The sequence below is a fragment of the Aeromonas sp. R3-1 genome (assembly GCF_040908345.1).
In the GTDB taxonomy this organism is placed as follows: Bacteria; Pseudomonadota; Gammaproteobacteria; order Enterobacterales; family Aeromonadaceae; genus Aeromonas; species Aeromonas veronii.
The window spans coordinates 18,941-44,788 of record NZ_JBFODN010000049.1 but is presented as its reverse complement, the minus strand read 5'-3'; the positions used below and the strand labels follow the sequence as shown (position 1 = coordinate 44,788).

Here is a 25,848-nt window from a genome sequence, read left to right as displayed (position 1 = left end):
TTCCCTTCTTGCAAAAATGAACCGGCGCTCAGTCAAACGCCCGCAGCCGCGTCACCAGCAGATCGATAAAGCCCGGACGATCCAGCCCCAACAATACCAGCGCATTGGCTGGCTTGCCGGTCAGACCGTAGCGATCCACCACCGTCATCCCCACGGTATGCTCCCCCCGGGTCTCGATATCGACCCGGCACTCGACTCCGTGGAACAGCTCGGGAGCCAGCAACCAGGCAATGGTACAGGGGTCGTGGAGCGGTGCACCAGCAAATCCCCACTTGGGATCCCGATGGTAGATCATGAAAAAGTCGAGCAGCCCGGCCACGCACTGGGCTACCGGATTGGTGATGGCGCGTACCCGCTCGATATCCTCGTCCATCACCTGCGCCTCATGGGTCACATCAAGGCCACACATGGTGATGGGTATCCCCGACTTGAAAACCATATCGGCCGCTTCCGGGTCCACATAAATATTGAATTCCGCCGCCGGGGTCCAGTTGCCGGCCCCTGCGGCGCCCCCCATCAGCACGATGCGAGCGATCTTGCCCTTTAGCTCTGGGTGAGCCGCCAGCAACAGGGCGATATTGGTGAGCGGGCCGGTCGGCACTAGGGTCACAGGTTCTAGGCTCTCGCGCAGACATTTGGCCATCAATTCAAGCCCAGTCATGGCCTGTGGCACAAAGGCAGGATCAGGCAGTTTGGGGCCATCGAGACCCGATTCGCCATGGACGTTATCGGCGATGATAAGCTCCCGGGCCAGCGGTTTCGGTGCCCCCGCCGCCACCGGAATATCGTCACGTCCCAGCAGGGTGAGAATGCGCAGGGCATTGTTGAGGGTCTTGTCCGGCGTCTGGTTGCCCGCGCTGGTGGTAACCGCCAGCACCTTCAGTTCAGGGCTGGCCAGCGCCAGAATGAGGGCGATGGCGTCGTCGTGGCCGGGATCACAATCGAGAATAACGGGCAGTGCCATGGGATGAGTCCTTACAACATAACAGGGAGCCATACCTTAACAAGCAAGCCTCGGATGAACTCGGGAAGGGGTCACAAAACGGGGCCTTGTTGGTGACCTGGGCAGTTTGCACTGTATACAGCCTCGATCAACACGGCTCACTATCAAAAGTTTGCATGGCGTCATGCCGTTCATTTTCCGAGGCAGCGCACCGCCCATTCGCCCGGCCGCGCCGGTTCGGGTATGATCGTCCCCCGTTTCCAGCCCGTGTGCCCTATGTCCGTTATCGTCGACACCTTTATCGCCCCGCCCTGCAATGCCGCCATCGAGATCCTGTTCGAGGATGAACACCTGCTGCTCATCAACAAGCCAAGCGGCCTGCTGAGTCTGTCAGGCAAGAACCCGCAGAACCTCGACTCGGTGCATTATCGACTGGTACAGGATTTCCCTGGCTGCACCCTGGTGCATCGCCTAGATTTTGGCACCTCGGGTCTCATGGTGGTGGCCAGAAACAAGGCCATCAATGCCCTGCTCTGCCAGCAGTTCAGCCAGCGGGCGGTGAGCAAGGCCTACAGCGCCCTGCTGTGCGGTCATCTGGCTAGTGATGAAGGGCTTATCGATGCCCCCATCGCCAAGGACCCGTCGATTTTCCCGCTGATGAAGATCTGCGCTGCCAGCGGCAAACCCGCCCGCTCCCGCTATCAGGTGATTGAGCGGCTGGAGCAGCAGATGCAGGGGCAGACCGTGCCTTTGACCCGGGTACGACTGGTGCCGGAGACCGGCCGCACCCATCAGCTGCGCATCCACAGTCAGTTGCTGGGCCACCCCATCCTAGGTTGCGATCTCTATGATGGCCTGCTTCCCCCCGGCTGCAAACAGGCGCCGCGGCTGATGCTGCACGCCAGCGAGCTGGATTTTACTCATCCGGTGAGCGGCAAGCCGATGCAAGTGCGCTGTCCAGCGCCGTTTTAGAGGCAATCAGTAGAGACAACCAGCGCGAGTGCGGCGGGAATAGAGAAAGGCGTGACGCGAGAAGAAAAGGGACAAATGGCGGATAAAGATAGGGGCCGCGCTTTCGCAACGGCCCCCACCCCCCACTCTTTGTGGTGCTATCAGATCAGCTTGCGGGCAGCGCCCAGTACGATCTTGATGGCATCAGATTCGGTCTTCGCCATGGTCTCAGCGTTCGGGATCTCTTGCTGGGTACGGTTGACGATAACGCCAGCCACCATACCGGCACGCAGGCCCTGGCTGGAGCACATGGTCAGCAGGGTTGCAGATTCCATCTCATAGTTCAGCACGCCCATGGCTTGCCACTCTTTCATGGAACCCTGGAAACGGCTCACTACGCGACCGGATACGGTGTCGTAACGCTCCTGACCCGGGTAGAAGGTGTCGGAGGAGGCAGTCACACCGATGTGCAGCTTGGAGCCCATCTCTTTGGCGGTGTTCACCAGCGCGGTGGTGCAGTCGAAGTCGGCAACAGCCGGGAACTCCATCGGTGCAAAGTGCAGGCTGGCACCGTCGAGGCGCACGGAACCGGTGGTCACGATCACGTCACCCACGTTCAGGTGCGGCTGGATGGCGCCGGTGGTGCCGATGCGCAGGAAGGTGCGGATGCCCAGCTGGGCCAGCTCTTCTACCGCGATGGAGGTGGACGGGCCACCGATACCGGTAGAGCAGATGATCACGGCCTTGCCGTCCATCTCGCCGCGCCAGGTAGTGAATTCACGATGGCTGGCCAGGTGCACCGGGTTATCCAACAGCTCTGCGATACGCTTCACGCGCTCGGGGTCACCGGGGACGATCGCCAGGGTGGCGCCTTGCAGATCCGCTTTCTTCAAACCCAAGTGAAATACATCAGACATATTGGACTCCTGGTTGCCCCCTGCCAGCATGGTCAGGGCACAAGTTAAGATGATTCTTTATGATACTTTCAAGCCTTTACCCCCCTCTTCGGGGAGGCGCCAACTATGGTCGAAAGCGCTTTCCAATTCCTTGAAGCGCCTCACACTTCCACGCATTGACAGTGACAAACATTGCGCAAAACGTTTGCTAACTCAATGAAATAATTGACAAACGTTTTTCTGTAAATCGAGTCAGATGCGGGAAAGTCAAGCCTGGTTCAGCGCTTAATTAACGACTCGTGATCGACCCCGTAAAGTTGTAAACAAGATGCTTTTGTATCCCTTTCTAGATGGTAGCCTAGCTCTTAACTACCACTTAATGGCTAACTATAGGAAGTCCATCATGGCTACATTCAAGTTCTATATTCCCGCTATCAACCTGATGGGTGCCGGCTGTCTGCAAGAGGCTGCCGCCGATATCAAGGGTTACGGCTATCGCAAGGCGCTGATCGTCACCGACAAAATCCTCAACCAGATCGGCGTGGTCGCCAAGCTCACCACCCTGTTGGCTGAACATGGCATTGAAAGCGCAGTTTTCGATGAGACCAAACCCAACCCCACTACCAGCAACGTTGAAGCGGGTCTGGCGATGATCAAGGCCAACGGCTGCGACTGCGTCATCTCGCTGGGGGGCGGCTCGCCCCACGACTGCGCCAAGGGCATCGCGCTGGTCGCCGCCAACGGTGGCAGCATCAAGGATTACGAAGGGGTGGATCGCTCCGCCAAACCGCAACTGCCGCTTATCGCCATCAACACCACCGCCGGTACCGCCTCCGAGATGACCCGCTTCTGCATCATCACCGACGAAGCGCGCCACGTGAAAATGGCCATCATCGACAAGCACGTTACCCCGCTGATGTCGGTCAACGATCCCGAGCTGATGCTGGCCAAGCCAGCCGGTCTCACCGCCGCCACCGGTATGGATGCCCTGACCCACGCCATCGAAGCCTATGTCTCCACCATCGCCACCCCGGTAACCGATGCCAGCGCCGTGATGGCCATCGAGCTGATTGCCAAGCACCTGCGCACCGCCGTTCACCATGGCGATGACCTGCATGCCCGCGAGCAGATGGCTTATGCCCAGTTCCTGGCCGGCATGGCCTTCAACAACGCAAGCCTGGGCTATGTGCACGCCATGGCCCACCAGCTGGGCGGTTTCTATGACCTGCCCCATGGTGTCTGCAACGCCGTGCTGCTGCCCCACGTTCAGGCGTTCAACGCCCAGGTGAGCGCGGCTCGTCTGAAGGATGTCGCCCGCTATATGGGGGTGGATGTGAGCGCCATGAACGACGAGCAGGGCGCCGCCGCTGCCATTGCCGCCATCAAGCAGCTGGCGCTGGATGTGAAGATCCCGGCCGGTCTGAAGCAGCTCGGCGTCAAGGCCGATGACTTCGATACCCTGGCCAGCAACGCCCTGAAAGATGCCTGCGGCTTCACCAACCCGAAACAGGCGAGCCACGAAGAGATCGTTGCCATCTTCCGCGCGGCGATGTAACGGCTGCCGGATTGCCAGAAAGGGTCGCAGTGCGGCCCTTTTTATTGGCTGATGGATCAATGGCTTTTTACTTCCGTGGAGGGAGTCGGTATGATTTGCCGAGCCAAAAAGACTGTATGGATGATCTGAACTCGATATGCGGATGAAACACCTGATTGCCGCGGCTTTGACCGCCCTCACCCTCTCCGGTTGCAGCCTGGTATATCGTATCGATATTCCCCAGGGCAACTATGTGGAACAAAAACAGGTCGACAAACTGCGCCAGGGGATGACCCGCGAGCAGGTCAGCTATGTGCTGGGGACCCCCATGCTGCGTGACGGCTTTGACCCCAACACCTGGTACTACCTCTATGAATTCCAGCCGGGCCACGGCGACAAGGAGCGCAAAGAGCTCACTGTCACCTTCGCCAACGACAGGCTGACCACAGTGACGGGTGACTTCCCGCTGCCAGCAGCTTTCAATACCCCGCTCTGATATCCCGCAAAACCGGCCTCGCGCCGGTTTTGTTTTATCCAGCCCAGCGTTATGTATCCTGCCCGACAACACTGAGTCATTCCTCCCCATTGCAGCTGCTCGCAAATTGCCTGATGCTGATGAGCAGCCACCATGGCATCAACACCATCGAATGACACAGGGAGAATCCCCATGAGCCGGATCCTGATTGCCGGAGCCAGCGGCCTGATCGGTCGCGAACTGGTGCAGCAACTGCCTGCCGAACATGAACTGACCCTGCTCTGTCGCAAGCCGGGCAAGGAGGCGCACCACTGGCTGCCGGTCAATTTTGATGATCTGGCCAGCGTCACCCTCTCCCGCCCGGTCGATATCGCCTTCTGTGCCCTTGGTACCACCCGCAAGGAGGCGGGCTCTGCCGAGGCGTTTCGCCGGGTCGATCTCGACTACGTGGTCGCCTTTGCCGAGCTGGCCCACCGCCACGGTTGTCAACGGCTGATCGTGGTCTCGAGCATGGGGGCCAGCGCATCGTCCCCGGCTCTCTATCCGCGTACCAAGGGAGAGATGGAGCAAGCCCTGCTGGCCCAATCCTGGCCACGGCTCGCCATCGTGCGGCCCGCCATGCTGCTGGGTGATCGCCAGCCACCGCGCCTCTCCGAGCAGGTCTTTCAGACCATCTACCCGCTGTTTCGACCGCTGCTGGTGGGCAAGCTCGCCCGCTGGCGCGCCATCGAGGCCCGTCAGGTGGCTCGCGCCATGATCGCCCTCTCGAAACTGCCCGCCGGGTGCGAGATTGTCGAAAACGAGCAGTTGCTGGCCCTCTGAGCCCGGCCTTTTCCACCGCTTTCGCATTCAGTCGTGAAAACAGAAGGGCAAGCCAGCCGGCTTGCCCTTCGTCTATCTGTTGGCGTGATACACCCCAACCACCTCTTGCCACCATTGACCGCGCTCGGCAGTCAGGGCAACCGCCCTCAACCGCGAATATGGTCGATAAAGGCGTCGATCTGCTCGCGGGTGCAGGCGGGGTTCATAAAGACCGCCTTCTCTCCGGCGATGTAGGAGTATTTGCCCCGTGCGTCGTAGTCGGAGTGGGCCACCGCCTCCACCCAGTTGGTGTAGAGCCCCACCTTGCCGCGCCCCTTGAACAGGCTGCGGTGGTAGTCGGTGTTGCGCTGCAAACGGGCCTTGTAGGCAGGATCGCTGGAGCGGGCCAGCTCGAAGGCGAACTCGGCCTCCGGATCGCTCACCCACTCGGGGTTGTAGATCTTGAAGCCAACGCTCGGCCCCTGATTCTCCTGCGCCACCAACTTGACATTGCCGAGCTGGCTTAGCCGGAAGCGGAAGTAGTTGGCATTTTGCAGGCAGTGGGCCAGCACGGTGCGATACCCCTCGACCCCCATGTAGTTGAGCGCCGCATAGGCACCGAACAGGCCGCTCGCGCCGCGGGAGCACTCGATGGTGGATTGCAGGTGGGTCTGGCCCTGAATGTCCCGCTCAAAATAGGAGAAGTTCTCCGGGTCATTCTCCATCGCCTTGAGATCATCCTGCTCCTTGATCATCACCAGACTGGAGGTGTAGGGCACATAGCCCCACTTCTGGAAGTCGACAGTGAAGGAGTCGGCATATTTCAGCTCGGCAAAACGCGCCACGTTGCGCTCGATCCCCGCCAGGGTCGCGCTGTTGATGGCGAGCGGGTTGGTGGCAAAGTCGTAATCGAGGAAGAAGATCATCGACCAGCCGATAGCGGCATCGACGTGGATGTGCGGCTTGACCGTCACCTCGAACTGCTCGCAGAGGCGATTGCGCAGCTCGAACACGGGTTTCACCTGATCCACCCCGAAGGTGTCGGTGGTGCCCATGGTAAGCATGATGGTGGGTACCACGTGCTTCAGGGCGAAGCAGGCGGTCAGGGTGCGCTCGAGGTGGTCAAGATCGATGTCATTGTTCTCGCCGACCTGAATGCGGATGGTCTTGTTCTCGATATCGACCCCAAGCAGGGAGAGGTTGGTGATATTGGAGTAGTGACCGCCCTGGGAGTTGATAATGCGGTAATCCTGATAGTGGCCGAGCCCCTTGTGCTTGGCCTCCGGCAGGCTTTTGCGAATGCCGAGCAGGTAGCCATAGAGGTTACAGAAGGTGCCCCCCTGGGTGAAGATGCCGGTGGCACGCTCGGGATCATAACCCGCCAGCAGCGCTATCTGGCGCACCACCTTCTTCTCCAGCTCCTCGGCCACCCCGGCATATTCGGAGTAGACCAGATTGGGGTTGGCCAGAATGCCCAGCTGGGCGCCGTAGATGGCGGGATCCGCCGACATGGTGATGACGTTCTCGACGCTGGAGGGGTTCTCCCAATCCTTCGACAGGGCGGCGGCAAACAGCAGCTCGGCCATCGGCTCGCCCGGGGTGCGCATGGTGGCGGGCACCGGCATGGTCTCGCAGAGATCGGCAAGGCGGGCGCGGCCATCTGGCCAGGCGTTCAGACGGGCATCCGGGGCCAGGCCACGGGCCCGAAATTCATTGAGGGTGGCAAAGCCGGGTTCGCGAAAAACCGGCCAGAGATCGGGATTGCGCGAGAAAAAGTTGGCTTTTACGGCTGCAAACCGGTTTGAGAACTCGGGGTGGACGGCGTTGACGCTTTCGTCTTTCAGATAAACTAAGTCACTCATTTTTATACCATTAGTACAGCAAATGTGCGGCCGTTATACCCCTGTGCCAGCGGTGCCGACAGCGACAATATCTAATGGCCTACCCTACTTTTTGTCATGCATCAGCCATGACAAGGGCTGGCAAAAAGGCGCCTTTGGGGCGCCTCTTTGCATTTCGTGATCTCGTTCACATGTTGGCTGACAGAGTCCTTACTACCAGACGGCCATCAGCGCACCGTCCCCCCTCAACGCAGGGAGGCCAACAGCCACTGGGCAAACTCCATCAGCTCGCTCTGCTGCTGCGGAAAAGCTGCCAGCCAGGGCTGCAGGCGCGCGGCGACCGCCTCCGACCGATAGTCGCAACCCGCCAGCTCGGCCGCCAGCAGATCGAACGGGGCGGGTTCCAGGGTATCGCTGAACAGCTGCGCCCGGGTGATAACCCCCTTCTCCACATCAAAGTGCAGCTCCACGCCGCCCCAGCCAAAGCGCTCCTCCAGCAGATGGCTGAACGCCGGGGCATGGCCATAGTTCCACTCCCAGCTGCGCTGGCGGGCGAAGGGCTCGGCAAAGCCCGGCAGATCCGGCATCTGCGCCGGGGAGATATGCTCGGGTTCGACCCGCGCACCGTAGTGGTGGAAAAACGCCTCGGTAAGCGCCTCGCTCACCTGCTGATGGTCGATCCCCGGCAGCAGTTCGCACAGATTGGCCACCCGGCTGCGCACCGAGCTGATCCCCTTGGCGGCCAGCTTCTTGGGGTCGGGATTGAGGTAGTTGGCGAGGCGACCAAGATCGGCATCCAGCAGCAGGGTGCCGTGGTGGAAACCGCGATCCAGGGTCTCCCGATAGGCTGACCCCGATACCTTGCGCTCCCCGTCCGGGGTGGCCACCAACAGATCGTTGCGACCGGAGGCAAAGGCCTCGATCCCCAACCGCTTGAGCCCGTCCAGCACGATGGCGGTGGAGATGCTCTTGTCATACTCCGGCTTGCCCGCCATGAAGGTGAAGCAGCTGTTGCCAAGGTCGTGGAACACGGCGCCACCACCACTGCTGCGGCGCGCCAGGGTCACGCCATCCTCTTCTATGCGGCGGGTATTGCACTCCTTCCACGGGTTCTGGGCCCGGCCGATCACCACGGTATTGGCGTTGCGCCAGAGGAACAGCACCCGCTGGCCGGGGTCCATCTGGCGGAAGATGCACTCCTCGACAGCCAGATTGAACAGGGGATCGTGAGAGTCGGAGATAAGAAGACGCAAGCGGGACATAACAGGACCTTATCCGGAACAGGGGGCAACATGATAACACTGACGGGGCCACCACTGACCCGTTTCACCTTAACCGGCGCGCAGCAGCATGGATACATTGGCTTCACACCCGACCGTCCCATAAAAGTATCTTTTGATATAACGACACAACTTGACGTGAAACCACGAAAAAAATGCAGTCAAACCACAAAGACAACGATAAAAACGGGAAAAAATGGCTAGAATGCGACCACTTTAATTGGCCATATGGCTCTCTTCTTCGTCACATAACTCGCCAAAAAACAGTATGCGCATATCGAGTGTGATGAATGACACAAAAATGACTTTTAATGTCTCGGACACCCCATTGCAAACGCCTTCACCCCCCTTGCAGGTTACAACGAATTGCTTGAATCTAGCTTAGACACCGCCTCCCGAGAGAACGCTGTATGACGGAGAACGCCGACCCCCGCCAGCGCCCCAGCTGGTTCCTGCCGATGCTGGTCAGTATGGTCATCGCCACCCTGATCTCTCCCCCCTTGCGGGCCGAGGAGCAGGTCATCGTGCAACTGCCCTGGCAACATCAATTCCAGTTTGCCGGTTACTACGCGGCCATCGCCAAGGGCTTCTATCAGGATGCCGGTCTGCGGGTCACCCTGCGCGAGGCGAACGACCGGACCGATGTGGTCAGCGAGGTGATCTCGGGAAAGGCCCATTTTGGCATCAGCGGCAGTGACCTGCTGCTGGACCGGGCCGCTGGCCGACCAGTGGTGGTGCTCGCCGCCCTGCTGCAACACTCGCCACTGGTGCTGCTGACGCTGGAGCGGCCCGATATCCGCAACCCGGCGGATCTGGCCAACAAGCGGCTGATGCTGGAGCCGGGCTCCAACGAGCTGCTGACCTATCTGACCCGGCATAACGAGCGCCGTGACTGGGTCACTGTTCCCTATGAGAGAGGACTGCAGGCACTGCTGGCGGGCGAGGTGGATGCCATCAGCGCCTACAGCTCCACCGAACCCTTCTATCTGCAGCAAAAAGGGATCCCCTATCGGGTCTTCAGACCGCGTACCGTCGGCTTCGACTTCTACGGTGACAACCTGTTTACCTCCGAGCGGGAGCTGATCACCCGACAGGATCGGGTCTACGCCTTCCAGCAGGCCAGCCTCAAGGGGTGGCGCTATGCGATGGATAACCCCGAAGAGATGATCAACCTGATCATGGAGCAGTACCCGAGCGGCGCGGGTCGTGAACAGCTGGCGTTCGAGGCCCGCGAAACCAGAGCGCTGATGCAGCCGGATCTTGTCGAACCGGGTTACATGCAGCAGGAGCGCTGGCTTCAGATCGCCAAAACCTATCTGGAGGCGGGCATGCTCCAGGTGCTGCCCAACCTCGACCACTTTATCTACGACCCGGCACAAGAGCGGCTGCGCCAGCAGCGCAAGTTGCTCGACAAGAGCGTGGCGGTGGCCATGCTCGTCACCTTTACCCTGATGACCCTGCTCGGCATCTTTTTGCACCTCTATCTGCGGCTGCGTCAGGAGGCGCGGGATCGCCAGCGGCTGACCCGTGAACTGGCCCAGAGCGAGCAGCACTACCGCTTCGTGGCGGAGAACAGCGCCGATGTGATCTGGACCATGGATGCCAGCAGCTTGCGCTTTCGCTATGTCAGTCCGGCCATCGCCGCCCTGAGCGGCTACGAGGCTCCCGAGCTGTTCGCCATGCCACTCAAGCAACTGCTGCCGGATGCCTCGCGGCAACTGCTGCGCGAGGAGATCTCCGCCACCCTCACCGCCTGGCAACGGGGGGAACACGACCAGACTCGCCGCGTCATCCGCACCCAGTTGCGTCACAAACATGGCCATCTGGTGGCGACCGAGACCATCACCACGCTCCATGGCAGTGGCACGGCCCAACCCGAGGCGATCCTGGGCGTCACAAGGGATATCACCGAGCGGGCGGCGCGGGAGGCCATGATGCACCGCCTCGCCTTCTACGACCCCCTCACCGGCCTGCCTAATCGCCGCCTGCTGCAACAACGGCTTAAGGAGCTGCTGGATCAGGAGGCGCCCCGTCCGCTGGCTTTGATGTTTATCGATCTCGATCACTTCAAGCCGATCAACGACACCTTCGGCCACGAGACCGGGGATATCCTGCTCAATCTGGTGGCCGAACGAATGCGTCACTGTGTGCGGGAGCAGGATCTGGTGGCACGGCTGGGGGGCGACGAGTTCGTCATCTTGCTGCCCGATACCGGCGATGAAGTGCTGGCGGTGGCCGACAAGCTGCACCGCCAGTTGCGCGATCCGTTCCAGCTGGAGGGGCAGGAGCTGCTTATCTCCAGCAGCATCGGGCTGGCGCTCTATCCGGAGCACGGAGAGGATGCCAAGACCCTGATGCACCAGGCCGATCAGGCGATGTATCAGGCAAAGCATCGCGGCCGTGGCCGGGTCTGCCTCTTTAGCGCAGGGCTTGATCCGGAGCAGGGCGCCCTGCTGTGGCAACCCGGCCACGAGTGCGGTCACCCGCGTATCGATGCCGAACATCGCCAGCTGTTCGTGCTGACCAACCGGCTGCTGGAGCGGGTCAAGGATCAACACGAACACCCGGCCCCGTTTCTGGAGAGTCTGGAAAGCCTGTTCGAGATGGCCCGTCACCACTTCGCCTTTGAAGAGCAGATGCTGGCGGAGATCGACTATCGGGAGCTGGCCAGCCACCGCCAGGATCACCAGCGCCTGCTCAACAAGGCAGGTCAGCTGCTGCACGCCGCCAAAGCGGGGAAGCTGGGCAACGACGAGCTGCTCAACTTCATCATTCAGGAGCTGGTGGTCGGCCACATGAGTCAGGCGGATCGCCGCTACTTCCCCCTGTTCAGATCAGAGCGCAGCGTGCCGGTTGCGGAGGAGGTCGCCTAGTCCCCCCCTGTTCAGGCCAGAGCGCAGCGTGCCGGTCGCAGAAGGGGTCGCCTAATCACCTCGCAGGGCAACCACAGGGTCGAGACGCACTGCCCGCAATGCGGGGGCAACCCCGGCCAGCAGACCGACCAGGGCGCTGCAACCCAGTGCCAGCAGCAGATAAAGAGGATGGAGGGTGAGCGGCAAGCCAGCCGCCAGCAAGGCGAGCAACAGCTTGAGCCCGCCAAGCAGGGTCAGCCCCATAGCCCCGCCCAGCAGCGCCAGCACCACGGCTTCGAGCAGAAACAGCAGCAGAATACGGCGCCGCGGGCAACCCAGCGCCATCAGCAAGCCCACCTCGGGGATCCGCTCCTGCTGGGCGATGCTCATGATGCTGAAGATGCCGACCGCCCCGATCAGCAGCGAGATAATGCCAAGCCCGCCAACCGCCAGTTTGATGATGGAGAGGATCTTGTCGAGGCTGGTCAGCATGTCCTGCTGGGAGGTGAGGGTAAAATCCTCGGCGCCGTGGCGGGCGATCAGCACCCGCCGGATCTGGGCCGAGATGTCGGCCTCCGTCTGCCCGGCGCGATAGATGACATCGATCTCCTGCAGCCCCTCCTTGTTGAATAGCGCCTGGGCGTGGGCGGCGGGCAGATAGATCATGTCGTCCAGATCAAAACCGAGAAATTGCCCCTTGGGGGCCAGCACCCCGGCCACCCGAAAGCGGCGATCACCGGCGCGTAGCAGGCTGCCCGGCGCATCGCCACCGGGAAACAGCTCCGCCGCCACCTTGGCGCCCAGCACCGCATAGGCGCGGGGCATGGCACTGTCATCGGCGGGCAGAAAGCGCCCCTGCACCAGGGTGAGTCGCCAGCCGGAGAGCGCCGCCGGGCCGGTGCCCAGAATGGCGGTGCTGCGGGTCAGCCCGCGGCTGCGCACCTCCCCCTGCCCCTGCACCACCGGCAGTGCCGCCTCGATACCTGGCAATCTGGCGAGGGCATCGGCATCCTCCAGCAGCAGGGGACGGCTGCTGGAGAGGATGCCGGGCGGCCCGCCGGCGGTTTCGGTCTTGCCCGGGGTCACGGCGATCAGCCGGGTACCGAATTGGGAGAAACTGTCGAGCAGATAGAGCCTGAGCCCCTCGCCGATACCGGTGAGCAGGGTCACCGAGGCGATCCCGATGGCGATACCCAGCGCCGACAGCAGGCTGCGACTGCGCCCCGCCAGCAAGGCGCGCCAGAGCCAGAACAGCAGATCAGCGGCGCGCATCAGCCCCCACTCCATTGCCCGCTGCGCAGGCTACTGACCGGATCTTGCCGTGCCGCCCGGGAAGCGGGCAGCCAGCTAAAAAACAGCCCGGTCAGCAGGGCCGCCGGTATGGTGCAGAGGGTCGCAAGCAAAGGGACCGCCGCCGGAAAACTGGGCCAAATCACTCCGGCGAGGGCCACCAGGGCATAGCCCAGGGCTGTGCCAAACAGCGCGCCACCGCCGCTCAGCAGCAGCGCCTCCCATAAAAACAGCTGGCGGATCTGGCGACTGTCGGCCCCCAGCGCCTTGAACAGACCGATCTCGCCGGTGCGCTGGCGGGTGCTGATCAGCGCCAGATTCATCATCATGATGCCGGAGACCAGCAGGCTGATGGCGCCGATACCGGCAACCGCCAGGGTGAGAGTCGAGAGAATGGTGGAGAAGGTGGCCAGCATGGCGTCACGGCGCACCACGGTCACATCGAGCACCCCGTGGCGCGCCTGCATCAGCTGCTCCAGTCGCTTGACCAGCGGCGGCACGGCCAGCCCCGCCAGCGGCTGGATCAGCAGCCGAAACAGCCCCTCGGTATTGAACAGCCGCATGGCGCTGCCGACCGGGATCAGCGCGGCTTCCGCCATATCCATCCCCAGATTGCTGCTCTGGCTGGTGAAGACCCCCACCACCCGAAAACGGCGATTGTCAAAACGCAGCCACTGGCCGACCGGGTCGGCCTGACCGAACAGCTCCCGGGCCACCTTGGCCCCGAGCAGGACGGCCGGTCGATCCTCTGCGGCATCCCCCGGCAACCAGCGGCCGGAGAGCAGCTCCAGCCCGTGGGTATCGCGCAGCCCGTTGCTGCTGCCAAGCAGCATGGTCTGGCGCAGCCGCGCCCCCTGTTTGGCCTCGGCAAAGCCCATCACCAGCGGTACCAGCCGCACGTTTGGCTGGTGCTGGCCAAGATAGTGCATGTCATCGAGAGTGATCTGCCGCAGGCTGTTGCCGGTGACCGGCGGCAGCCCGCCGGTGGTCTCCTTGCGGCCCGGGAACATCACCAGCAGATCCTTGCCAAGGGAGCTGAACTGGTCGGCCACATAGCGCCTCGCCCCTTCCCCCAGCGCGGTGAGCAGCAGCACCGAAGTGACGCTCAGACTCACCGCCAGGATCAGCACCAGTGCCCGTGAGCGCTGGCGCAGCAGGGCCACGGCGGCAAAGCGGATCACATCGGGCCGCCGCATTCAGCCTCCGTCACTATGAGTGCTATCGGTGCTGATACGGCCATCGTTCATCAGTATCCGCCTGCCCGCTCGTTCCCCGAGGCGCGGATCGTGGGTCACCACCACCAGCGTGATCCCTTGCTCCCGGTTGAGCCCCTCCAGCAGGGTAATCACCTCCTCCCCGGAGCGGGAGTCGAGATTGCCGGTGGGCTCGTCAGCCAGGATCAGCCGCGGCGCCATTGCCATGGCACGGGCGATGGCTACCCGCTGACGCTGACCGCCGGAGAGTTCGGCAGGGCGGTGTCCGGCCCGGTTCTCCAGCCCCAACTCCCCCAGCAACTGCTGGCTGCGGCGATGGCGCTCGGCGGGAGCAATCCCGCACAGCATCAGCGGCAGCTCGACGTTTTCACGGGCGGTGAGGCGGGAGATCAAGTGAAACGACTGGAACACGAAACCGATACGATGGCCGCGCAGCTGGGCCAGCGCCGGCTCTGACAGGGTGGCGGTATCCTCCCCTCCCAGCCAGTAGCGCCCCTCGTCGGGCCGATCCAGCAACCCCAGCACATTGAGCAGGGTCGACTTGCCGGATCCCGAGGGGCCCATCACCGCCAGATACTCCCCCTCGGCAACTCGCAGAGAGACGCGATCGAGGGCAGCCACCTCGCTGCCACCCAGAGTAAAGCGACGACTGACGGCATCGAGGCGAATGAGATTACTCATCCGGCTGCTCCGTGGCGGCGCTGAAAGGGCCCTCCCCGACAATCTGTCCGGGCTGGGCTGCCAGCCGCTCACCGGCGGCGAGCCCCTCGGCCACCTCAATCCAGTTCCAGTTCTCCACACCCCAGCGGGGCAGCACCCGCACCAGCTTATCCCCTTCCAGTCGCAACACGCTGCCATCGTCGGCCCGGCTGCTGGCCGCCACCCGCAGCACCTCGGTGGCGCGGGTCACCTCGACCTCAAGGTCGGCACTGTAGCCAATAAGCAAGGGCACATCGGTGGGCAGGGCGGTGAGCGCCGCCTCCACCTCGACGGTGCGGGCCTGCTTCTCCAGCTCCTTCACATAGGGGGCGATGCGGGTGACGGTGGCGGCAAAATCGCGCCCGGGCATGGCATCGAGCAGTACCCGGGCAGACTGACCCATCTTGAGACGGGCGGCATCGACCTCATCGATGGGGGCAGAGACATACAGACAGCGATCGTCGATAAGATCGATCACCGGAGGCATGGCGACCCCGGGCGGTGAGGGGGTCATATATTCGCCCAGCTTGCTGTTGACCTCCGCCACCACGCCGGCAAACGGCGCCAGCAGGCGGCGCTCGCTCAAGCGGGCCTCCACCTGGGCGACCTGCGCCTCGTCAACCCGCTCCTGCTGACGGGATGCCTGACAAACATAGCGGCGGGTATCGGCCAGATTCTGGGCCTGCTCGGCGAGGGTGCGGGAGGTGAGGTTTTTGGCCAGCAAGGTGGCCAGCCGGTTAGCCTCCCGCTCGTAGTAGGCCGCCTCGCTGCAACGCTCCTCGCGCTGGGTCTTGCCAAGGGCCTGCTGGGCGCGGGCCCGGGCGAGATCGGCGTGAATATCGTCACTCCAGAGGGTCAGCAGCAGATCTCCCTGCGCCACCCGCTCCCCGGCCTTGACGGCGATCTGCTCCACCACGCCGCCACCGGGCAGACTGAGCCCGGCCCGCTGGCACGACTTGATGGTGCCAGCCCGGGTGTTGACCACGGTGACCAGCACATCCCCCCGCCCGACCTCTGCCAGCCTGATCGGCGTCGGCTGCGGTCGCCACCACCATGCCACAGCAGCCACCGCTACCACGGCGCCACTTCCCCACCACAACCAACCTCTCTTCATCGCGCATCCTTTCGCTAGTGACTCCCGTCATGAGCGTCGGGAGAGCAGGGCATAATAGAGCAAGGGTATCACCACCAAGGTGAGCAAAGTGGAGACCAGGATCCCGAAAATCAGGCTGATGGCCAGTCCGTTGAAGATGGGATCATCGAGGATAAACAGGGCTCCGATCATCGCCGCCAACGCCGTCAGCATGATGGGTTTGGCCCGCACCTGCGCCGCTTCGATCACCGCCTGCTCGAACGCCACCCCGGCGCTGCGCTGCTGCTCGATAAAGTCCACCAGCAGGATGCTGTTGCGTACGATGATCCCGGCCAGGGCGATCATCCCGATCATCGAGGTAGCGGTAAACTGGGCCCCCAGCAGGGCGTGGCCCGGCATCACCCCGATGATGGTGAGCGGAATGGGAGCCATGATGATGAGTGGCACCAGATAGGAGCGGAACTGGGCCACCACCAGCAGATAGATGAGGATCATCCCCACCCCGTAGGCGATACCCATGTCGCGGAAGGTTTCGTAGGTAATCTTCCACTCTCCGTCCCACAACAGCGCCACTTCCCCCAGCTTGTCGGGCTGCTGCACGTAATATTGGGGCAGGTCGATATTGGCACCGGCGGCAAACATGCCGTAGAGCGGGCTGTCGGTGTGGCCACCCATGTCGGCCACCACCATCACCATGGGCTGCATGTTCTTGTGCATGATATAGCTGGGGGCCACCTCATCACGGCGACTCACCAGCTCGGAGACCCGCACCAGCTGGCCGCTCTGGCTGCGCACCTTGAGGGCCAGCACACCCGCCAGATCCCGTTTGTCACCGGGAGCCAGTTCGATGCGGATCGGCACCGGATACTTGGCGCCTTGCCCCTGCAGCCAGCTGGCATCCTGATAACCCACCCCGCCATTGAGGGTGTTCACCAGCTCCCCGAGATCGACCCCGAGCAGGGCCGCCTTGCTGCGATCCACCACCAGCCGCCACTTGGGCTGCGGGTCGGTCAGATAGATATCCACATCCACCAGATCCGCCGTGGCCACAAAACGGGCCTGTACGGCGCGAGCGGCCGCTTCGCGGGCGGCCTGAGTCGGGCCATAGATCTCGGCAACGATGGGGGACCAGACCGGCGGGCCGGGCGGCACCTCCACCACCTTGAGGTTGCCCCCTGCCGCACTGGCGATAGCCTGCAGCGGCGCCCGAACCGATTGGGCAATCTGGTGACTGCTGCGATCCCGCTCATGCTTGTCCACCAGATTGACCTGAATATCCCCCACGTTGGCGCCGCTGCGGATAAAGTAGTGGCGCACCAGCCCGTTGAAATTGATGGGGGCAGCGGTGCCGGCGTAGATCTGGTAATCCTTCACCTCCGCCACCTTGGCAAGCTCCCGCCCAACCGCCAGCAGGGTGCGCTCGGTCTGCTCCAGAGTTGCCCCCTCAGGCATATCGAGCACCAGCTGGAATTCCGACTTGTTGTCAAAGGGGAGCATCTTGAGCACAACCCACTGCACCACCGGCATGGCGGTGGCGGCCCCGACCAACAGCAACACCACCAGCCAGAGTTTGCGTCTGGCGCGCTTGGCGCCTTCACCGATCAGGAAAGGGGTCATCAGCCGGTGAAAGAGGCCGGCCTTGGCCTCGCCGTGGGCAGCCTGCACCTCCCCCTTGAGCAAATGGCTCGCCAGCCAGGGGGAGAAGATAAAGGCCACCAGCAGGGAGATAAGCATCCCCATGCTGGCATTGATGGGGATGGGGCTCATGTAGGGGCCCATCAGACCGCTGACAAAGGCCATCGGCAGCAGGGCCGCGATCACGGTCAGGGTCGCCAGTATGGTCGGCCCCCCCACTTCGTCCACCGCCCCCGGAATAAGATCCTTGAGCGACCCCCTGCCCAAACCGCGATGGCGATGGATGTTCTCCACCACGACTATGGCGTCATCCACCAGAATGCCGATTGAGAAGATCAGCGCAAACAGCGACACCCGGTTGAGGGTAAAGCCCCAGGCCCAACTGGCAAACAGGGTCAGCGCCAGGGTGATGACGATGGCCACCCCCACTACCAGCGCCTCGCGCCAGCCCATGCTCACCAGCACCAGCAGCACCACCGCCGTGGTGGCAAAAATCAGCTTGCCAATGAGGGTGTTGGATTTGGTCTCGGCGGTGACGCCGTAGTCCCGGGTCACCGTCACCTCGACCCCGGCAGGGATAAGCCGATTTTTGAGACTCTCAACCCGCGCCTCCACCCGCTTGGCCACCTCGACCGCGTTCTGGCCCGGCTGCTTGCCGATGGCCAGGGTCACCGCCGGATAACTGGCCTGCCCCAGCCCCATCCAGCTGCGTTTGGTCGGAGTCTCCTGACCCAGAGAGACCCTGGCCACATCCCCCAGATAGACCGGCTTGCCGTCGTGCAGCCCCACTACCAGCTCGCGGGCCTCCTGCTCGCTTTGCAGGAACTGCCCCACCTGCACCTTGATCTCACTGTTGTTCTGCTCGATAGCCTGTGTCGGGCCCACCTGATTGGCGGCCGCAAGACGTTGGCTCAGCTCACTCCAGCTGATGCCGTGGGCGCTGAGGGCCGCCGGATCCGGCATCACCCGCAGCACGGCACTCTGGCTGCCCAGACTGTAAACATCGCGGGTACCGGGAATGCGCTTGAGTTCGGTCTCCAGCTCATGGGCGACCCGGGTCAGCTCGGGTGCCCCCAGTTGTTTGCTCCCCTCTTTGTTCCAGTCTTTGCTCCATAATGTGAGGCTGACGATGGGGACATCATCGATCCCCCGGGGTTTCACCAGCGGCTGACCGACTCCGATCCCCTGTGGCAGCCAGTCGCGGTTGGAGTCGAGCTGGTTGTTGAGATCGACGATGGCCTGCTCGCGGCTCACCCCCACCTTGAACACCACCACCAGCAGGGCGCCATCGGGTTGGGAAAAAGAGTAGAGGGTATCAATGCCCTTTATCTGGGAGACCACCTGCTCGGCAGGGGTAGTGACGAGAGAGGCCACTTCAGCCGGAGTGGCTCCCGGGAAGGGAATATAGACATCAGCGAAGGTGACATCGATCTGCGGCTCCTCCTCCTTGGGGGTCACCAGCACGGCAAACAGACCGAGCAACAGCCCCACCAGCGCCAGCAGCGGCGTGATGGCCGAGCCTTGGAACAGCACAGCCAGCCGACCGGCAGGCCCCAGCCTCTCCTTGTTGCCGTTCAGCTCGCTACTCATGGGCCACCTCCTGCTGCTGCGCCCAGGCATCGGGAGCCAGCTTGTCACCGGCTTGCAGCCCGGCCAGGATCTCGCACTGCCCTTCAAAGCAATGGCCGACCCGCACCGGCGTCAGGGCCCAGCCAGCGGGCTGCTGCAGATAGACGCCATTGAATTCCCCTTGCCGCAGCAGGGCGCGATCCGGCACCTGCAACACCTGACGCTCACCCTGCTTGAGCTGCACCTTGAGCCACATGCCGGGCAATACCCCGGCGGTTTGCGGCGGCAAGTCGAGGCGCAACCTGAAGGCGTGGCTCTGGCTGTCGGCATAATTGAAGCGGGTCAGTTTGACCGGGGTAACAAGCTTGCCATCCGGCAGCAGCACCTGCACATCCGCAGGCTCACGAGCAAGCGTCAGGGCGGATTGGGGCAACTCCACCTCCACCCGCAAGGTGTCGAGAGAGAAGCCGGAGAGCAGCGGGGTACCGGGGGCGACAGTCTCCCCCAGCTCTACCAGCCGTTTGGTCACCACTCCGGCGTAAGGGGCCAGAATGCGGGTATAACCGTAGGCCTCACGGGCCTGAGTGAGGGCCGCATCGGCAGCGTTCACCTCGGCGCGGGCGGCGCGATCCGTCGCCTGGGCATTATCGAGCTGGGCGCGGGTGATCACCCCCTTGGCAATCAGCGCCTGAAAGCGGGCAAGCTGGCGCTCGGCTTCCACTTGCTGAGCCTGCGCCCGCGCCAGCCGCGCCTCGGCACCCGTGACAGCGGCAAACTGCTCTTTGCCGCTGATCTCCAGCAGCGGCTGCCCCGCCTGCACCTGATCGTTCACATCCACCAGCATGCGGGAGACCCGGCCGCTGGTCTGGGCCGCCACCGTCCCCTGATTGATGGCACTGACGGTGCCATCCAGCGTCAACCAGTCGGTCACCGGCTGTGGCGCCACTGTCAACGGGGGCACTGTCAGTGGGGCAATAGGCTCCCCGTCCGCGGCAAAGGCCCGGGGGGATGTCATGGCCTGCGATGTCATCACCAACAAGGTGATCCCCAGCAACCGGATCTTTTCCATCATTACTCTCCTTCCCTGGCGTAATCTGTCACTTCACGGGATCAGGCGGTATGGGACTGGCGCACCTTATCCACTCCCCGAGCTGGCGCCTTGGTCAGCAACCTGGCCAGCCCTCTGTCAAACAGCAAGATCCCGGCCACCATGGCCGCTATAAACAACATTATCATGGGCTGCCCGCTGGAAATGAGACTCAGAGCAGGCCCCGGGCAGATACCCACCAATCCCCAGCCGATGCCAAACAGCGCGGCCCCGCCGATCAGCCTGAGCTCCAGCCGAGGGGCTGGTACGGCTGCGATGGGCTCCCCCAGCACACTCTGGCGACGGGGTTTCACCAGCAGAAAATAACCCGGCATAAAGACCAGCAGGGCGCCCCCCATCACGAAGGCGAGGCTGGGATCCCAGGCCCCGGCCAGATCGAGAAATCCGGTGACCCGGGCGGGATCCATCATGCCGGAGATGGCCATCCCCAGTCCGAACAACACACCCGCAAACAAACTTGTCAGCAACTTCATGGCGATCAGCCCCTTACAGCAGATGATGAGTGACAAAGACGGTGATAAAGCCTGCCGCCATAAAGGTCAGGGTGGCGACGATGGAGCGCAGGGAGAGCCGCCCCATGCCACAGATACCGTGACCGCTGGTGCAGCCATTGCCAAGACGGGTACCGATGCCGACCAGCAGACCTGCCAGCAGCACTACAGGCCAGCCGGGCAAGGTGGTGAATGCGGGCATACTGGCCCAACCCAGAGTCAGCGCCAACCAGGCGCCCGCCCCCAGCCCCAGCAGAAACAGCACCCGCCACGGTGCACGGTGTTGCAGCGCACCGGCCAGAATGCCGCTGATCCCGGCCACCCGGCCGTTGAACAACATCAGGATCAGGGCCGACAGCCCCGCCAGCATGCCACCGCCCAAAGAGAGCAGCCATTGGCTTTCCATCATCAAGATTCCTTATTTTCCGAGTGACAAAAATGGGTTTGCAGCGCTCCCAACACATCTGCGGCCGCCTCGCTCACCAGCGAGTAGTAGATCTGCTGGGAGACCTTGCGCGAACGGATCAGGCCGTAGCGCTTGAGCACCGACAACTGCTGGGAGAAGGCCGACTGCCCGAGTTGGCTATGGGCCAGCAGCTCCCCGACCCCCTTCTCCCCCTCCACCAGCTGGCAGAGCACCATCAGGCGTTCGGGATGAGCCAACGCCTTGAGCAGGGAGGCGGCGGCTGTCGCATGTCTGTTCATCTCGTCGAATTGGCTCATAAGAGTAAATTAGCAATTGCTGATATTTGTTCTATTGTATAAAACAACACTAAATTAGCAATATCTAAAGTAGATGAGGAGAAAGACCATGACAGTAGATAACGGAGTCAGAATCGTCGCGGGTTGCATGTTGCTGCTCTCGCTGATCCTTACCACCTGGGTTCATCCGGGCTTTGTCTGGTTGAGTGCCTTTGTCGGGGTCAACCTGATCCAGAGCGCATTCACCGGTTTCTGCCCGGCAGCGATGATCCTCAAACGGATAGGATTTAAATAACAGGGTCGGATGACCTAGGCTCATATGAGCGTGTAATAAACGCAGGAGGCTGAACATGGCAACGGTAATCGTCATCGGCGCGGGTCTCGGGGGCATGTCTGCCGCCTACGAACTCAAGGCCGAACTGGGCAAGCAGCATGAGGTGATCCTCATCAATGACAAGCCGGACTTTGAATTTACCCCCTCCAACCCCTGGATTGCCGTCCAGTGGCGGGAGCGCAAGGAGACCTCGATCCCCATCGAACCCCATGTGAAGAAAAAGGGGATCCGCTTTATCCATGCCGCCCTGACCGAGCTGCAACCGGCGGCGCAGCAGCTCACCCTCTCCGATGGCCAGACCCTGCGTTACGACTTTCTGGCGATCTGCACCGGCCCGGCCCTCGCCTTTGACGAGGTGACGGGGGCTGGCCCCGAATCCGGTGGCACCACCAGCGTCTGTACCCTCTCCCACGCCGAAGAGTGCCGCCACAGTGTCAGCGCACTGGTCGATGAGCCCGGCCCTGTGATTGTCGGCGCCATGCCGGGCGCCTCCTGCTTCGGCCCCGCCTACGAGTATGCGTTCATCCTCGATCGCCACCTGCGCGACAAGAAGGTGAGAAAAAATGTGCCCATGACCTTTGTCACCAGCGAGCCCTACATCGGCCACCTTGGTCTCAACGGCGTGGGTGACTCCAAGGGGATGCTGGAGAGCGAATTGCGGATGCGCGACGTGCAGTGGATCTGCAATGCCCGCACCGTGGCGGCGCAAGATGGCCAGATGACGGTGGAGGAGCTGGACGATGAGGGCAACATCAAGCGCACCCACACCCTGCCCTACAAACACGCCATGATGCTGCCCGCCTTTGTCGGCATTGCGCCGCTGCGGGGCATCGAGGGGCTGGTCAATCCCCGCGGCTTTGTCATCGTCGACGAGCACCAGCGCAATCCCGCCTTCCCGCAGATTTACGCCGCCGGGGTCTGCATCGCCATTGCACCGCCGCACAAGACGCCGGTACCAACCGGGGTGCCCAAGACCGGTTACATGATTGAGGCGATGGTGCGCACCCTGAGCCACAACATCAAGGCGGAGCTCAGCGGCCAGCCGCCGGTGACCAAGGCAGTGTGGAATGCCATCTGTCTGGCAGACATGGGGGACACAGGTGCCGCCTTCGTCGCCATGCCGCAGATCCCGCCGCGCAACGTCGCCTGGTTCAAGAAAGGAAAGTGGGTCCATCTGGCCAAGATCGCCTTTGAGAAGTACTTCCTGCACAAGATGCAGGTGGGGGATACCGAGCCCATCTACGAAAAACTGATGCTCAAATACCTCGGCATCGACAAGACCGAATGACCCCGCAGACCCGGCCCTCGCCGGGTCTGCTTTTGGCGGCCCTGCGCGGCAAAACGGGGCTTTCGATTATGTTTCAAGATGTTGCTGCGGGCAGCGCGGGGTTTACCCTGCCTGCCGCCTCGGCTATCATTCGAGCCTCTTATCAATAGCGGAGACCATCAGTGGGCAACTCATCAAGTGACAGTTGTAGACCGACCCTCATCGTCGGTACCAAGGTCGCGAGCTAGCCGCAGGTCTTTCTCTGCCGCATGCTCGCAACCCTGCGAGAAGCGGAAATCCACTCCCCTCTTCTCCCTTTTTACACTTGACGTCTGACAACCAGTGGCCAACCGCCACGGTCGCCATGCCTGCATAGTTTCTGCTTCCCACAAGGAGGCTGCTATGCGTTTTATCTCAATCAAACCGGCTGCAGATCGCGCGGTCGCAACAGGTTCTGTTGCTACCCGGGCTCACCCCCTGTTGAGCCGGCTCGGCCGTGGCATGCTGCCACGCTGGCTGGGCGGCAAACAGCGTCAGCACCACTACCGGCTGCAGATCCGCTGTGAGGATCGCGCCGATATGGAACAGGTGCTGGATATGGTGAACCACACCCTGCAACCGGCGGGGCTGCAACCAATGCAATCGATGAAGCCGGGTCGCGGCGGCGGGCGAGAGCTGGTGCTCAACCTGCAGTGCACCCCGCCCCAGCGACGCTATCTGGTGCAGTTTGTTCATCAGGTCGGGGTGGCACATCCTGTGCGCTGGCAACTGCGCCCACGCATCGACTGCGATCCCGAGCTCAACTGACCGCACACCTGCGTTAACCACAGTGAAAGAGGCCAGCCACGCTGGCCCCACTTGTTGCGTCCTCTCCGAGCGTCAGGGCATCCGATGATGCTCACGCCCCGGGACGCCGCGTTTTTGTTTGTCTGCTGGCCATCCGCGCAATCATCCCCTGATCCATCCGCCTCCCGGCGTTTCATCATGGATTGCACCAAACCAGCGCTCATCAGAAGGAGTACGCCATGAAGATGTGGCAACAAATTGACATGATCTCCCTGCTCGACACCCTGGCCAGCCTGCTGCTCGCCTTTGTGCTTGGCAGTCTGGTCGGGCTGGAGCGCCAGTACCGCCAACGTACCGCGGGCCTTCGCACCAACGTGCTGGTCGCCGTAGGGGCCGCCCTGTTCGTCAGTCTGGCCCAGCGCATCTATGACCTGCACGGCGGCAACTACAACGTGGTCCATGTGGTGGCCTATATCGTCTCCGGCATCGGCTTTCTCGGCGCCGGCGTCATCATGCGCGAGTCGGGCAATATCCGCGGCATCAACACCGCCGCCACTCTCTGGGGCGTGGCAGCAGTCGGCGCCGCCTGTGGCGCCGGGCTGGCCATGGAGGCAATTCTGGGCGCCCTGTTTGTGCTCGCCGCCAACACCCTGCTGCGACCGCTGGTCAATCAGATCAACCGTCGCCCGGTGGACAATACCGACACCGAAGTGACCTACAAGGTGACGGCCCTGACCCCGCGCGAGCATCAAAAGGAGGTGCTGCACTGGCTCGAGGAGATGCTGGAGCAGGCCAACTACCCCCTGAGCGAGCTCGACATCGAGCCGTTTGGCGAGGGGGATCTGGAGATCTCGGCGGTGTTGCTGGCTACCTCCATCGATGGCGACGAGCTGGATGCCCTGATGCAAAAGCTGGCCATCCACCCCCATATCAAGCAGGTGTTCTGGCGCACCAGTACCACCGACTGAGCTGTCAGCCAGAGTCATGGCTCCATCCGCCAACGGCAAAAAGCCCCGCCAGCAATGGCGGGGCTTTCTCATATGGGATGGGTGAAGTGTGACTAGCGGCGACTGCGCCAGCGCACCCTGGGGGTAATCACCTGAGCGGTCTGAGCCGGAGGATTGCCCGCAATCAGTTGCTGCATCAGCTCGAAAGCGGCGTGGGCCAGCGCCGGACAATCCTGCGCCACCGAGTCGATGCGCATGGGAATGCAGTCGAGCAGGTCGTGATCATCGAAGGTACACAGGCGCATGCCCGTCTCCATCAGCCCCGCCTCGTTGAGGTAGCGCAGCACCCCTTCCAGCAGGGTAAAGGAGGCAGTAAAGAGCCCCCTGGGGGGCGCCCCCAGCTCGGCCACCAGCTCGGCCATCAGCTGATAACCGGAGCTCGGCTGGTAGTCGCGATGGCGCACCCGGGCGGCATCGGCTTCAAAACCGGCGCGATGGAGCCCCAGCTCATAGCCCGCCAGCCGGTGACGGCTGGGGGAGAGATCCAGCAGGCCGCCGAAGTAGTAGATCTCCTCGCCGCACTCGCTGGCCATGTCCCGCACCAGCTCGGCGGTGGCCTTGCAGGCATCGGAGATCACCATGGGCAGGCGCGACTCGCCAATATGGCGGTCGAGCTGTACCACCGGCAGGCGGTCGTGGATACGGGCATAGATGTCATCGCTGTGGCCGCTGGAGGCAACAATCAGCCCATCCACCTGACGGCTGATAAGGTTGTCCACCACCCGCTGCTCGAGGGCGGGATCATCCTCGGAGCAGGCGATCAGCAGCTGGATACCCGCCTCCCGGCAGTGGGCCTCGAGGGCGCGGGCGATGCGGGCAAAACCGAAGTTGGTGAGATCGGGGATCACCAGCCCCCAGGTGTAACTGCGGGTCTCGCGCAGGGAGCGGGCGTGAAAGCTAGGCAGGTAGTGATACTCCTCCGCCACCGCCTGAATGCGCTTGCGGGTATCATCGGCAATCCGGTACTCCGCACTCTTCCCGTTGAGCACCAGACTGGCGGTCGCCTTGGACACCCCCGCCAGTTCGGCGATCTGGGCAATCGTGATCCGTTTCTTCTTCTCCACCTGGCCTCCCGGCTGA

At 62.5% G+C, this 25,848-nt stretch carries 23 protein-coding genes; 9 read left to right on the top strand and 14 right to left on the bottom strand.

Going from position 1 to position 25,848, the window contains the following annotated elements:
- Nucleotides 1–28: 28 nt before the first annotated feature.
- Nucleotides 29–964, bottom strand: coding sequence for a pyrimidine-specific ribonucleoside hydrolase RihA (rihA, locus tag AB5Y85_RS02600; RefSeq protein WP_368221135.1), 936 nt, complete (start codon nt 962–964; stop codon nt 29–31).
- 222 nt (nt 965–1,186) lie between these two features.
- Between rihA and AB5Y85_RS02595 the strand changes: the two genes are divergently transcribed.
- The gene (locus AB5Y85_RS02595) at nt 1,187–1,915 is read left to right on the top strand and encodes an RluA family pseudouridine synthase (protein WP_368221134.1); all 729 of its coding nucleotides are present in this window, start codon (nt 1,187–1,189) and stop codon (nt 1,913–1,915) included.
- Nucleotides 1,916–2,055: 140 nt separating this feature from the next.
- Here the strand turns inward: AB5Y85_RS02595 and udp are convergent, their stop codons facing one another.
- The gene (gene udp / locus AB5Y85_RS02590) at nt 2,056–2,811 is read right to left on the bottom strand and encodes a uridine phosphorylase (protein ID WP_005337975.1); all 756 of its coding nucleotides are present in this window, start codon (nt 2,809–2,811) and stop codon (nt 2,056–2,058) included.
- Between the two features lie 382 nt (nt 2,812–3,193).
- Between udp and yiaY the strand changes: the two genes are divergently transcribed.
- The 3 genes from yiaY to AB5Y85_RS02575 all read left to right on the top strand — a co-directional run bounded on the left by yiaY (nt 3,194) and on the right by AB5Y85_RS02575 (nt 5,621).
- Nucleotides 3,194–4,345 (top strand): L-threonine dehydrogenase, encoded by a 1,152-nt coding sequence (gene yiaY / locus AB5Y85_RS02585; RefSeq protein WP_368221132.1) that lies wholly within the window; start codon nt 3,194–3,196, stop codon nt 4,343–4,345.
- A 136-nt stretch (nt 4,346–4,481) separates the two neighbouring features.
- The gene (bamE, locus tag AB5Y85_RS02580; protein WP_005337980.1) at nt 4,482–4,820 is read left to right on the top strand and encodes an outer membrane protein assembly factor BamE; all 339 of its coding nucleotides are present in this window, start codon (nt 4,482–4,484) and stop codon (nt 4,818–4,820) included.
- Between the two features lie 171 nt (nt 4,821–4,991).
- Nucleotides 4,992–5,621, top strand: coding sequence for an NAD(P)H-binding protein (locus tag AB5Y85_RS02575; protein ID WP_368221131.1), 630 nt, complete (start codon nt 4,992–4,994; stop codon nt 5,619–5,621).
- A gap of 146 nt (nt 5,622–5,767) precedes the next feature.
- Here the strand turns inward: AB5Y85_RS02575 and AB5Y85_RS02570 are convergent, their stop codons facing one another.
- Nucleotides 5,768–7,462 carry a pyridoxal-dependent decarboxylase gene (locus AB5Y85_RS02570; protein WP_270795408.1) on the bottom strand — a complete coding sequence of 565 codons (1,695 nt, stop codon included), beginning with the start codon at nt 7,460–7,462 and terminating at the stop codon, nt 5,768–5,770.
- A gap of 224 nt (nt 7,463–7,686) precedes the next feature.
- Nucleotides 7,687–8,703 (bottom strand): lipoate--protein ligase A, encoded by a 1,017-nt coding sequence (locus AB5Y85_RS02565; protein ID WP_368221129.1) that lies wholly within the window; start codon nt 8,701–8,703, stop codon nt 7,687–7,689.
- A gap of 428 nt (nt 8,704–9,131) precedes the next feature.
- Here AB5Y85_RS02565 and AB5Y85_RS02560 point away from each other — a divergent pair, with 428 nt between their 5' ends.
- A complete protein-coding gene (locus AB5Y85_RS02560) occupies nt 9,132–11,594 on the top strand; it encodes a diguanylate cyclase (RefSeq protein WP_368221127.1) in 2,463 nt (820 codons plus the stop codon).
- A gap of 51 nt (nt 11,595–11,645) precedes the next feature.
- On the opposite strand, the gene AB5Y85_RS02555 is transcribed toward AB5Y85_RS02560, so the two are convergent.
- The 9 genes from AB5Y85_RS02555 to AB5Y85_RS02515 are packed head-to-tail and all read right to left on the bottom strand — an operon-like array spanning nt 11,646 to nt 21,395.
- On the bottom strand, nt 11,646–12,845 hold the full coding sequence (locus tag AB5Y85_RS02555; RefSeq protein ID WP_319920192.1) for an ABC transporter permease: 1,200 nt from the start codon (nt 12,843–12,845) through the stop codon (nt 11,646–11,648).
- On the bottom strand, nt 12,845–14,059 hold the full coding sequence (locus AB5Y85_RS02550) for an ABC transporter permease (RefSeq protein ID WP_319920193.1): 1,215 nt from the start codon (nt 14,057–14,059) through the stop codon (nt 12,845–12,847). Before AB5Y85_RS02550 ends, AB5Y85_RS02555 begins: the two co-directional genes overlap by 1 nt.
- Complete coding sequence (locus AB5Y85_RS02545) at nt 14,060–14,758, bottom strand: ABC transporter ATP-binding protein (protein WP_319920194.1); 699 nt, start codon at nt 14,756–14,758, stop codon at nt 14,060–14,062.
- Nucleotides 14,751–15,890, bottom strand: a complete 1,140-nt coding sequence (locus AB5Y85_RS02540; RefSeq protein WP_319920195.1) for an efflux RND transporter periplasmic adaptor subunit — start codon at nt 15,888–15,890, stop codon at nt 14,751–14,753. The genes AB5Y85_RS02545 and AB5Y85_RS02540 overlap by 8 nt, the downstream gene beginning before the upstream one ends.
- A 27-nt stretch (nt 15,891–15,917) precedes the next feature.
- Complete coding sequence (locus AB5Y85_RS02535; protein ID WP_319920196.1) at nt 15,918–19,094, bottom strand: efflux RND transporter permease subunit; 3,177 nt, start codon at nt 19,092–19,094, stop codon at nt 15,918–15,920.
- Nucleotides 19,087–20,142 (bottom strand): efflux RND transporter periplasmic adaptor subunit, encoded by a 1,056-nt coding sequence (locus AB5Y85_RS02530; protein ID WP_319920208.1) that lies wholly within the window; start codon nt 20,140–20,142, stop codon nt 19,087–19,089. The genes AB5Y85_RS02535 and AB5Y85_RS02530 overlap by 8 nt, the downstream gene beginning before the upstream one ends.
- Before the next feature lie 41 nt (nt 20,143–20,183).
- A complete protein-coding gene (locus AB5Y85_RS02525) occupies nt 20,184–20,654 on the bottom strand; it encodes a YeeE/YedE family protein (RefSeq protein ID WP_257686664.1) in 471 nt (156 codons plus the stop codon).
- Nucleotides 20,655–20,667: 13 nt separating this feature from the next.
- A complete protein-coding gene (locus AB5Y85_RS02520; RefSeq protein ID WP_041202268.1) occupies nt 20,668–21,081 on the bottom strand; it encodes a YeeE/YedE family protein in 414 nt (137 codons plus the stop codon).
- Nucleotides 21,081–21,395 (bottom strand): helix-turn-helix transcriptional regulator, encoded by a 315-nt coding sequence (locus tag AB5Y85_RS02515; RefSeq protein WP_005338008.1) that lies wholly within the window; start codon nt 21,393–21,395, stop codon nt 21,081–21,083. The genes AB5Y85_RS02520 and AB5Y85_RS02515 overlap by 1 nt, the downstream gene beginning before the upstream one ends.
- Nucleotides 21,396–21,483: 88 nt before the next feature.
- Between AB5Y85_RS02515 and AB5Y85_RS02510 the strand changes: the two genes are divergently transcribed.
- From AB5Y85_RS02510 to AB5Y85_RS02495, 4 genes are all read left to right on the top strand, one after another.
- Nucleotides 21,484–21,669, top strand: a complete 186-nt coding sequence (locus AB5Y85_RS02510; RefSeq protein WP_005344304.1) for a DUF2892 domain-containing protein — start codon at nt 21,484–21,486, stop codon at nt 21,667–21,669.
- Nucleotides 21,670–21,724: 55 nt separating this feature from the next.
- The gene (locus AB5Y85_RS02505; protein ID WP_005338013.1) at nt 21,725–22,996 is read left to right on the top strand and encodes an NAD(P)/FAD-dependent oxidoreductase; all 1,272 of its coding nucleotides are present in this window, start codon (nt 21,725–21,727) and stop codon (nt 22,994–22,996) included.
- Between the two features lie 381 nt (nt 22,997–23,377).
- Nucleotides 23,378–23,782, top strand: a complete 405-nt coding sequence (locus AB5Y85_RS02500) for a hypothetical protein (protein ID WP_005359258.1) — start codon at nt 23,378–23,380, stop codon at nt 23,780–23,782.
- Between the two features lie 218 nt (nt 23,783–24,000).
- Complete coding sequence (locus tag AB5Y85_RS02495) at nt 24,001–24,729, top strand: MgtC/SapB family protein (RefSeq protein WP_100654143.1); 729 nt, start codon at nt 24,001–24,003, stop codon at nt 24,727–24,729.
- A gap of 92 nt (nt 24,730–24,821) precedes the next feature.
- On the opposite strand, the gene AB5Y85_RS02490 is transcribed toward AB5Y85_RS02495, so the two are convergent.
- Complete coding sequence (locus AB5Y85_RS02490) at nt 24,822–25,832, bottom strand: LacI family DNA-binding transcriptional regulator (protein WP_368221125.1); 1,011 nt, start codon at nt 25,830–25,832, stop codon at nt 24,822–24,824.
- Nucleotides 25,833–25,848 lie beyond the last annotated feature (16 nt).